Below are 11143 nucleotides of genomic sequence, written 5' to 3'. Positions count from 1 at the left end.
CGGTTTATCCCTATGTGCATAGGGAACAGACCAATTATAACATTTTGTTTTATAATTAAAATATTTTAGTTTAAATTTCTACCAACTTTTTTAATTATTCTTAAAATAACAATTATTTTATAAAACATTGTTTTTATTAAATTAATATTAAAAATAAGATAAAGAATATGACGCTTTTTTATTCTACCAATTAATCTTTAAATTTCTTATAGTTATACATAGTTAGCAATAAAACAAAGTATTTCTTTATTAAAAAAGCACAATTTTTGTTAAAAATATTCAGGATTCTATACCGTTTCAACGTGAAATTATTTTAAATTTAATGAGTTAATAAATTTTATTGATGAAGAATAATATACTATTTAATGTATTTATTCCGATAATGGACGTGAATATCAAGGCACAAGTAAACACCTATTTGTTAAAACAGGTAATAAACTATAATATCAATCAAAAATTTACCAAACCAGCCTGCCCACAAACGAATGGCAAAGCGGAAAGAGTGATACGAACTTTGAATTGCGATGTGGCATCATCAACCAATATTTAACAATTCAAAAGATAGGCAACAAAACTTAAGCGATCTATTAACTATTATAATAGCGTTAAATCGCATAAGGCGATTTCAGGAAAAACGCCTTATGCGTTTTTAAAGGATTATTTTAATCATGAAGTGTAAACAACTCGGCGTTTTCCTATTGCTAAATTATTACATACCCAAAAACTTAGAAATTGTTTGGTATGAATTGTGGGCTAATTTTTTGAGTATCACTGAATTACTCTGTTCTATCTTGGAAAGTAAAATCACATTTAAACATTGATATAACTTGTTTTATAAATTCTAATGAACTAAGATCGATTTTATATTGGAGCGGGAAACGAGGTTCGAACTCGCGACCCCGACCTTGGCAAGGTCGTGCTCTACCAACTGAGCTATTCCCGCGTAAGAGGTGTTTGTTGAATGGTGCCCGGGGCGAGACTTGAACTCGCACGGCCAAAAAGGCCGAGGGATTTTAAATCCCTTGTGTCTACCGATTTCACCACCCGGGCTCAAAACTTATTACCGAAAGGTAATTGCGTTTTGAATGCTGTGCATTTTACCCATCTTAAATTTGCCGTCAACAAAAAAATTTAAATTATTATCTAACTGCTCAATGTTTGTCACATTTTGTGGGTTTATTCACCTATCCCGCTTAACAGTTAAAAATTCTGATGTGTTGCTTAACAATAATTATTAGCGTTCTAAAAAACTTAAATATGACTTAAACACTAAAAGATGAGCCACAACCACACGTTGTTGTTGCATTAGGATTATCAACCACAAAGCGAGAACCTTGTAAGCCTTCTACATAATCGATTGTGCCACCAACGAGATATTGTAAGCTCATGGGATCGATAACTAGTGATACGCCATTTTTTTCGATAGCGAGATCATCTTCATTTACTTTTTCATCGAAAGTAAACCCATACTGAAATCCACTACAGCCACCACCAGTTATGTACACCCTTAATTTTAAGTTTGGGTTTTCTTCTTCTGTTACTAATGATTTTACTTTATTGGCTGCTGCATCAGTAAAGTTGATTGGTAAAGCATCGCTCATATTCTTCTCCTAATATATTGATCTTTGTATTATATACCCTTGCTAAATGAAAATACAAAATAGAAAACTTCTATCGAATAAATTTTGTTAGTTGGCTTGAATTTATTTTGATTTTATGAATAAATACAACAAATTTTTATAGAGAGATCATCTCAGTTATGCAAAACAATTTCAAATCAGAAAAGCTTTATCATCAAGCACTATCCGTTATGCCTGGTGGCGTTAATTCACCTGTTCGTGCATTTAATGGTGTAGGTGGTACGCCTTTATTTATTGAGCGCGCAAACGGTGCATATATTTATGATGTGGATAATAAAGCTTATATTGATTATGTCGGTTCTTGGGGGCCGATGATCCTTGGGCATAACGATCCCGATGTTGCCAATGCGGTAATTAATGCGGTGCGTAATGGTTTAAGTTATGGAGCACCAACCGAAATTGAAACCAAAGTTGCCAATTTAGTGACACAATTAATGCCTTCTATTGAAATGGTGAGAATGGTAAATTCGGGAACCGAGGCTACTATGAGCGCCATTCGTGTTGCTCGTGGTTTTACAGGGCGCGATAAGATTATTAAATTTGAGGGGTGTTATCACGGACATGCCGACTATTTGTTAGTTAAGGCAGGATCTGGTGCTCTTACGTTTGGTCACCCAACTTCTCCTGGTGTACCTAACGATTTTGTTAAGCATACCTTAGTTTGTGATTATAACAATTTAGAGTCAGTTAAAAAGCAATTTGAGCAATATCCTAACGATATTGCTGCCATTATTATTGAACCTGTCGCCGGAAATATGAACTGTGTACCTGCCAAAAAAGAGTTTTTGCAAGGATTGCGTGAACTTTGTAATCAGTATGGTGCTTTATTGATTATTGATGAAGTGATGACGGGGTTTAGAGTCGCGCTTGGTGGTGCTCAAGATTATTATGATGTAGTGCCCGATTTGACTTGTTTAGGAAAAATTATTGGTGGCGGTATGCCTGTTGGGGCATTTGGTGGTCGTGCGGATATTATGATGCAACTAGCGCCAACGGGTCCAATATACCAAGCCGGGACCCTTTCAGGTAATCCTGTTGCAATGGCAGCTGGATATGCAACGTTAACGAAGTTGATGGAAGTCGGTATATATCAGGAGCTAGAAAATAAAACTGCAGCACTTGCCGATGGTTTATTAGCAGCAGCTAAAAAGTATAATGTGCCATTAGTGGTGAATTATGCAGGGGCGATGTTTGGGGTATTTTTTACAACTGCTTCCGAAGTGACCAGTTATCAAGATGTGATGCGGTGTGATGTTGAATTATTCAAAAAATTCTATCATCATATGCTAACGGAAGGTGTTTATTTTGCACCGTCAGCTTTCGAAGCGGGATTCATGTCACTTAAACATACAGATAAAGAGATCAATCACACAATTGAGGCTGCAAGTCGTTTTTTTAGTAACTTAGCTTAAAAATATGACACTGTTTTATATATCCAAAAAGAAAATTAAACTATTAAAATAGGTAATAATCATATGGTTAATCCACTTAAAGAAGGTGAAAAAGCACCTCAGTTTTCGTTGCCAGACCAAGATGGGGAGCTAGTAAGCTTGAAGGACTTTAAAGGTCACCGTGTTTTAATTTATTTTTACCCAAAAGCAATGACCCCGGGTTGCACTGTACAAGCATGTAATTTACGCGATTGTTCTGATGAATTAAAAAAGTATAATGTTGTGATCCTTGGTATTAGTACAGACAAACCTGAAAAGCTATCTCGATTTATTGAAAAAGAGCTGTTAAATTTTACATTACTTTCTGACGAAAATCACGAAGTCGCCCAAGCATTTGGTACTTGGGGCGAAAAAGAGTTTATGGGAAAAACCTATGATGGTATTCACCGTATTAGCTTTTTAATTGGTAAAGACGGAAAAATCGAAAAAGTATTTGATGATTTTAAAACAGCTAATCATCATGAAGTGGTTTTAGATTATCTTAAAAAACACGTCAAATAATTACTTTGAATAAAAGCAGATTAGCCATTAATCTGCTTTTAATTCACCATTTGCGTTATTTAATTCGTCCTGTTTTGGCCAAGCATTTATGATTGCTTTGACTAATGTCGCTAATGGTATTGCAAAAAATATTCCCCAAAATCCCCATAAACCACCAAATACAATCACAGCTAAAATAATAACTAATGGATGCAAATTGAGTTTTTCAGAAAATAAACAAGGCACGAGTAAGTTGCCGTCTAACGCTTGTATTAGAATATAGAAAAACAATAAATAACCAAATTGAGCAGTGAATCCCCATTGAAAGAGTGCTATAAGGACAACGGGGATACTTGAAATAATAATACCCACATAAGGCACCAATACAGATAAGCCAACAATCACTGCTAATAAGAGCCCATAATCTAAGCCAAAATACCAAAAAGGAATATAAACACAAATCGTTAAAATAATAATATGTAGTACATTGCCAACAATATAATTGGATATTTGCATATCCATTTCAATAGCAACTTTATTTAGAATTGTGCGGTTTTTAGGTAAGATTTTTGAGCAATATCCCCATATTTTGGCTTTATCTTTTAATAAAAAGAACATCATAATTGGTATTAATACTGCATTAATCGCAACAGAAACTAACCCTAATAAAGAGACAATTGAAAACTGCAGTAATGAATTACCCGTTTGTACAACTTTTTCAGTAATACCTTGAAGCACCGAATCGAATAAGCCGACATCGATTAATTCGGGATAGTGTTCAGGCAATGTGGTTAAAAAATTATTAGCAAAATTTAGCATGTTTGGAATATTGGTGATCAAGCTGATACTTTGTTGCCAAATTAGCGGCAATAAGATCATAAATCCGACCAATACCACCATGATAAAAAGCAGTAAAACGATCACAACAGATAGTGTTCTTGGAATATTTTTTTTGTGTAAAAAGTTAACCGGACTATCAAGCAAATAAGAAAGCACAATAGCAATAAAAACAGGCAGAAGAATTTTATTGAAAAAATAGATTATAATAAATAAACCAATAATAACCGCCATTAACGATACAACATGCGGATCACTAAAGCGCTTTTTGTACCATTCAATAAACATTTTTAACATTAAAATTCTCCTACTTTACTGATATTTTAAGCTATAAATTTAGTTTAACTATTTTTTTAAGCCACCCAATATGCCACGGGTGATCTGTTTGCCTATTTGATTAACAACTTGTCTTGTTGCGCTTTTGGCTATTTGTTGGGTAATGCCATCATGTTGCCCACCTTTGGGACCTTTAGAGCCAAAAAGCAGCGTACTTAGAAAATTAAGCAATCCACCATTATTTTGTTTATTGATATTATCATCACTTTTTTGGGCACTATTATTGGCATTTTGGTTACGCATGCCATCTAATGAAAATCCATCTTTTAATATTTCATAAGCCGATTGTCGATCTAAGCTCTGCGCATATTTATTGTAAAAATGAGATTGATGCATAATAGATGATTGATTATCTGGCGACATTGCCCCCATTTTGGAACTTGGAGCAATAATATAGCCTCGTTCAACCATGTTTGGGCGACCTTTTTCATCTAAAAACGAAATAAGTGCTTCGCCAACACCGAGCTCCATGATTGCTTTTTCGGTATCAAAGCTTGGGTTAGCACGCATGGTTTGGGCTGCTGTTTTTACAGCCTTTTGGTCTTTAGGGGTAAATGCGCGTAAAGCATGCTGTACACGATTACCTAATTGCCCTAAAACCGTGTCGGGAATATCGTTTGGATTTTGCGAGGCAAAATAAATGCCTACACCTTTAGAGCGAATTAAACGCACCACTTGTTCTATTTTTTCTAATAATGCAGGCGAAATATCATTAAAAAGTAAGTGAGCTTCGTCAAAAAAGAAGACAAGTTTAGGTTTGTCAAGATCACCAACTTCTGGCAAATGTTCAAAAAGTTCTGACAATAACCATAATAAAAAAACTGAATATAATTTAGGCGAGTTATATAATTTATTGGCCGATAATATGTTAACTATGCCATGACCTTCAGAATTAACGTGAATTAAATCTTGGATATCAAGCATGGGTTCTCCAAAGAAGAATTCGGCACCTTGTTGTTCGAGTGTTAACAATCCGCGTTGGATTGCACCAATTGACGATAGCGAAATGTTTCCGTATTGTGTAGTAAATTTTTTGGCGTTATCGCCTACAAATTGAATTAATGCTCGAAGATCTTTGAAATCAATTAATAGTAAGCCGTTATCATCCGCAATTTTAAATGCCAACTGTAACACGCCTGCTTGAACGTCATTTAAATCAAGTAATCGACCAAGTAAAATCGGTCCTATATCTGATACGGTACTGCGAACAGGTATTCCTTTTTCAGCAAAGACATCCCATAGTTCAATTGGTGACGAATCTGGTTGCCAGTTATCAACCTCAATGCTGGCTAAGCGGGCTTGTAGTTTGTCAGATAATATACCCTTTTCACCTATTCCTGTTAGATCACCTTTAACATCAGCAAGAAAGACCGGCACACCTATTTTTGAAAAACCTTCGGCCATTTTTTGTAATGTAACAGTTTTGCCAGTACCCGTTGCGCCAGTAATTAAACCATGACGATTAGCTAATGCAGCTATAATAGATAAATCTTTACCTTGGCTTTTAGCAATTACAATCGATTCACTCATAAATTAACCCCTTATTAATTTTATGATAAAAATTGCATTGTTATAGGAGCAAATCTGTTATAGGAACAATTATGCTATAAAACAATTTCTCTATTAAAATGGCTTATAATATTGTATTCTGAATTAGCAATAGCTGCTATTGTTATTATTCTATCTAGCCTATATAAGGAGGCACTATGTTTCCAGAATATCGAGAAATCATTTCTAAATTAAAAAATACCGATTTACGTTTTCAAAAATTGTTTGATCAACATAATGAGCTCGATCAAAAAATTAAAAACATTGAATCTGGAATTATTGTCAATACTACCGAAACGATAGAGGCACTAAAAAAACAAAAACTTAAAATTAAAGATGAAATTTATGAAATTTTAAGAAAAGCATCTGATACTCATTTAAATTTATAATCAAGTATCACTTGTAAACATTTTAATTAATAGACTTGTTATCACTTAAAACTAACACAAATAAAAACCCCAATAACTGGGGTTTTTATTATCTGTTAACCTAATTGTTTGTATTCACCATTTTGGTTTTAATTTCTTAATTGTTCTTGAGCTTTTTTTTGTTTTCGGCTTTTGATTAACATAATTAAATTTTTATGTGGTGTTTTCATAGATTATTTCCTTTTTTGTTATAATTATATGGTTAATAAATTAATTTTTAATAACTTTTACTATATAAATTTTAAAATTGCTAAGCGACGTTGATATCGCTTAGCATTATTGGTAATACGCTGTATTATGGTTAAATTAAAACCATTGACCGAAGCGTTTAATATAAATCCGTTTCATCAACTGAGCAACACAGCAATAACTAAATAGGGTTGCTAAAAGCCATGGAAAATATGACCAAGGTAATGGTTGTAAACCAATTAATCCACCCAGTGAAGAAAACGGAATATAAATCCCCACAGCCATAATTAACATTGTCATCACAATAACAGGAAATGCCGCAGTGCTTTGCACAAATGGAATTTTTTGTGTTCTAAGCATGTGCACCACCAATGTTTGTGACAATAACCCTTCAATAAACCAGCCTGAATGAAACAGCGATTGCGCTTCAATACTGTTTGCACTAAATACAAACCACATTAGTGCATAAGTTGTGATATCAAAAATAGACGATGTTGGTCCAATCCAAATCATAAAACGTCTAATATTTAGCGCATCCCATTTGCGTGGTTTTTGTAAAAACTCATCGTCCATTTTGTCCCATGGTAATGAGAGTTGAGAAATATCATACAGTAAGTTTTGAATAAGTAAATGTATCGCTAGCATAGGCAAAAACGGTAGAAACGCACTAGCCACTAATACTGAGAAAATATTACCAAAATTCGAACTTGCGGTCATATTTAGATATTTCATAATATTACCAAAAGTTTCGCGGCCGCATATTACACCTTCTTCTAATACCATTAGACTCTTTTCAAGCAGAATAATATCGGCAGATTCTTTAGCAATATCAGTTGCAGTATCGACCGAAATCCCTACATCAGCATCGCGCAGTGCCGGTGCATCGTTTATGCCATCCCCTAAAAAGCCAACGGTATGACCGTTATCTTGCAATAATCGGATAATTCGCGATTTTTGCAGTGGAGTTAATTTAGCAAAAATAGTACGTTGTTCAATTTGTGTTTTGAGCTCAGCATCATCCATTTTTTCAATTTCAGCACCAAGCAGTGGAATACCAGGCTCTAAACCAACTTCTCGACACACTTTGATGGTGATAATTTCGTTATCACCGGTTAAGACTTTAACGCCGACACCATGTTCATTCAATGCTGAAATTGCCTCGAAAGCGCTTTCTTTTGGTGGATCTAAAAAGGTTAAAAAGCCACGAATAGCAAGTGCTGTTTCGTCTTGTACTGTGTATTGTTCTTTTGTTTCGCTAGCAGGAATGTCTTTTATACCAACCGCTAACACTCTAAAACCATCTTTGTTGTAGTCATGGGCAAGTGCAATTAACGCTTGTTTGCGTTTATCGTCTAACGGTAAGTATTCGCCATTTTCATAAACATGACTAGCAATAGATAGCATTTCTTCAACTGCGCCTTTGCAAATCATCAAATGGTTATCACTGCCATTTTGCACAACCACCGATAAACGACGACGTACAAAATCAAACGGTAACTCATCAATTTTTTTGTATAAACCAACACCCACCTTTTTCATGTTGGTCTTTTCTTCAGTAAAACGGATGATCGCTTTATCCATTAAGTTTTTCATACCACTTTGATAATAGCTGTTAAGCCAAGCGAGTTCTAAAACAGAGGAATCAACTTGCCCCTTTATATCAAGGTGATGTTCTAAAATAATTTTATCTTGCGTTAAGGTGCCTGTTTTATCGGTACATAAAATGTCCATCGCGCCAAAATTTTGGATAGCGTTAAGTCGTTTAACGACAACTTTACGTTTTGCCATACCAACTGCACCTTTGGCTAGGTTAGCACTGACGATCATTGGTAACATTTCAGGCGTTAAACCAACCGCAACGGCTAATGCAAAGAGAGCCGCATCGCCCCAATCGTTTTTTGAAAAGCCATTAATAAAAAAGACAATTGGCACCATGATTAGCATAAAGCGAATAAGCAACCAACTAACACTGTTAACACCACGATCAAATGAAGTTTCAGCACGTGATCCAACAATTGATTTTGCTAATGAGCCAAAATGCGTATCAGCACCGGTTGCAACCACGATAGCTGTTGCGGTTCCACTGACAACGTTAGTCCCCATAAAACAGATGTTATTAACATCAAGCACATTATCTTTGTTAAGATCTGATTTTTCGATATTATCGGTCGTTTTTTGCGTTACTGCACCTAAGGTGTCATACTTTTCAACAGGAATGGATTCGCCAGTAAGTACCGCTTGGCTAACAAATAAATCCCTAGATTCAATTAATCGGATATCCGCTGGGATCATGTCGCCTGCTGATAAATAAACAATATCCCCCGGAACTATTTCACTTAATGGAATCTCAATGCGCTCTGGAGTCATATCTTTATGTGCACGACGCAACACGGTTGCTGTTGTGCGAATCATTGATTTTAAGGCTTCAGCCGCTTTGTTTGATCTAAACTCCTGCCAAAAACGTAATAATCCACTAAGCGATACCATGGTTAGGATAATAATAATCCCAGTTAAATCAGTTTCTTCACCATTTTGCAAAGGCAACCAAAAATCGGTCACAAAACTGACACTAGCTAATGCTAATAATACAAATATAAATGGGTTATTAAATGCCATTAATAATTGCACTAGAATTGAGGGTACTTTTTCACGTGCGACTTCGTTTTTACCATATTGTTCAATTCTCGATTTAGCACTTTCTTGTGTTAGTCCTGAAAGGCTAGATTGGAATTTAGATAAAATACTATCAAGGCTGCTTTGTGCCTCATTGATAGCTTTAATATCTGCACTATTTTGTGCTTTATTTTTTGATGTAGTTTTTGTCATCTCGAGTACCTATATTCATAATTTTGACAAAGGTATGCCAACTCATTGTTACCAAGTAACGATAAGTTATTAAATTTTATGATGAGCTAAAATTTTATTGCATAGCAAAACTAGCCCGTAAAGCTATTTTGTATAGCTAGTGCTGAGCATTAAATTTAATTAGCAAATAGAATTAATTAAGAATTTAGATACAACTCGGTGGTTCTAAATGTTTTTCTGAAAGATGTAAAACACGCAACATTAAGCTTTGTGCGCATTGATGTTTTGAGTTTGTGTGATAGCGTGTAAAAAAATGCATATCGTTCACCATTACCGTTTTATCAATTTCGGCTTGTGAACTGAAAAAATGGTGATTTAGACAGGTTCATTAACCGATAATGATGTGTTTAAAATTGTCTCCCCTCATTTTGGGGTGACCCGATTGAGTGTCCATATTTCTCCTGTAAATTGAACTCTTCACTTTATATTTTAACTTTCCTTCACCCTCATTTTTAACTTCCATAATAGCTAAAAAAGGAAGAAAAGCTTTAAAGGCGGGCATTTTATACGCTTTTCTGAAACAGAAGTCAACCCATAAAACAAAAAAGAGGAGAACAATTATAAAAAAACAGCACTTATCGCTATTTTTACCTTCATTTTAATATAGAATTGATACCCCACTTACCTAATATAGGTTACAATCACAGCACGATTAATTAGTGAGAATATTTTAAATGGAAATTTCGGAATTACTCCATGATAATTGGTTCAATTTGATCATTATTTTTGTGCTTTCCTTTATCGCATTTATGTATAAAAAACGCCCTCAAAATGATGGTTTTGACAATATTATTAAATATACCGATATTTTGGAAAAGACACCTCACCCTCAATATAAAACAGAATTTTTAAATAATATTAAAAAGAAACTTATATGGAACAAAGTTTGCTTTTATAAAGCAGGGGGTATAAATAAAGAACGTATCGCTATTTCGCTAATTAACGCTGACGTTCATAACATTATTGAACTGACTCAGCTAGATTCATTAACACACTATTTTAGTATAACAAAAAATCACATAATACCACTTAAACCTTATTTAATTAAAGAAGTTATACTTAGTGGTACGGCATTTATATTTGCCTTTGTTATCTTGTTTTCTAATATAGTCACAATCTTTAGCTCTTCTTTGATAATTAATATTATTGTTGCTATTTTAACTGTTTTTATCATTATCATCGCACTGTTTCGCTTTGCACTAACCCCAATAAAGCGATTCAAAACATATCTTTTAATTGTAAAAGACAAAGCCTTTTTACAAAGAGCAAATAACGAATTAGCCAAAATAATAAAAGATAAAAATAACATGAACGCCGCAATGATAGACGAAATAACGGAACCAGAAAAATAGCCCAACGGCAACTTAAT

The 11143-nt window shown here is 34.4% G+C and carries 8 protein-coding genes and 2 tRNA genes; 4 read left to right on the top strand and 6 right to left on the bottom strand.

What is annotated here, in order from left to right; translation table 11 throughout:
* Positions 1-867: 867 nt before the first annotated feature.
* The 3 genes from GA0061081_RS08520 to erpA all read right to left on the bottom strand — a co-directional run bounded on the left by GA0061081_RS08520 (position 868) and on the right by erpA (position 1601).
* Positions 868-943: transfer RNA gene (locus tag GA0061081_RS08520), tRNA-Gly, on the bottom strand.
* A 19-nt stretch (positions 944-962) separates the two neighbouring features.
* Positions 963-1050, bottom strand: a tRNA-Leu gene (locus tag GA0061081_RS08515).
* 212 nt (positions 1051-1262) lie between these two features.
* Positions 1263-1601 (bottom strand): iron-sulfur cluster insertion protein ErpA, encoded by a 339-nt coding sequence (erpA, locus tag GA0061081_RS08510; protein WP_034914816.1) that lies wholly within the window; start codon positions 1599-1601, stop codon positions 1263-1265.
* 158 nt (positions 1602-1759) lie between these two features.
* On the opposite strand from erpA, the gene hemL reads away from it, so the two are divergent.
* Both hemL and bcp read left to right on the top strand, forming a co-directional pair.
* The gene (gene hemL / locus GA0061081_RS08505) at positions 1760-3052 is read left to right on the top strand and encodes a glutamate-1-semialdehyde 2,1-aminomutase (RefSeq protein ID WP_091349746.1); all 1293 of its coding nucleotides are present in this window, start codon (positions 1760-1762) and stop codon (positions 3050-3052) included.
* A gap of 63 nt (positions 3053-3115) precedes the next feature.
* On the top strand, positions 3116-3592 hold the full coding sequence (gene bcp / locus GA0061081_RS08500; RefSeq protein ID WP_091349742.1) for a thioredoxin-dependent thiol peroxidase: 477 nt from the start codon (positions 3116-3118) through the stop codon (positions 3590-3592).
* A gap of 27 nt (positions 3593-3619) precedes the next feature.
* On the opposite strand, the gene GA0061081_RS08495 is transcribed toward bcp, so the two are convergent.
* Positions 3620-4705, bottom strand: a complete 1086-nt coding sequence (locus tag GA0061081_RS08495; RefSeq protein ID WP_091349738.1) for an AI-2E family transporter — start codon at positions 4703-4705, stop codon at positions 3620-3622.
* 48 nt (positions 4706-4753) lie between these two features.
* Positions 4754-6274 carry a helicase HerA-like C-terminal domain-containing protein gene (locus GA0061081_RS08490; RefSeq protein WP_091349734.1) on the bottom strand — a complete coding sequence of 507 codons (1521 nt, stop codon included), beginning with the start codon at positions 6272-6274 and terminating at the stop codon, positions 4754-4756.
* Between the two features lie 176 nt (positions 6275-6450).
* Between GA0061081_RS08490 and GA0061081_RS08485 the strand changes: the two genes are divergently transcribed.
* Entirely contained in the window at positions 6451-6681 is a 231-nt protein-coding gene (locus GA0061081_RS08485) for an HP1242/YdcH family protein (RefSeq protein ID WP_065582975.1), read from the top strand.
* Between the two features lie 345 nt (positions 6682-7026).
* On the opposite strand, the gene mgtA is transcribed toward GA0061081_RS08485, so the two are convergent.
* Complete coding sequence (mgtA, locus tag GA0061081_RS08480; protein WP_091349730.1) at positions 7027-9735, bottom strand: magnesium-translocating P-type ATPase; 2709 nt, start codon at positions 9733-9735, stop codon at positions 7027-7029.
* Positions 9736-10448: 713 nt separating this feature from the next.
* Here mgtA and GA0061081_RS08475 point away from each other — a divergent pair.
* Positions 10449-11126: a hypothetical protein gene (locus GA0061081_RS08475; RefSeq protein WP_091349726.1), complete on the top strand. Its 678-nt coding sequence runs from the start codon at positions 10449-10451 to the stop codon at positions 11124-11126.
* The last annotated feature ends 17 nt before the right edge of the window (positions 11127-11143 follow it).

The organism is Gilliamella bombicola, from assembly GCF_900094945.1.
In the GTDB taxonomy this organism is placed as follows: Bacteria; Pseudomonadota; Gammaproteobacteria; order Enterobacterales; family Orbaceae; genus Gilliamella; species Gilliamella bombicola.
This window is presented reverse-complemented; position numbering and strand designations above follow the sequence as displayed.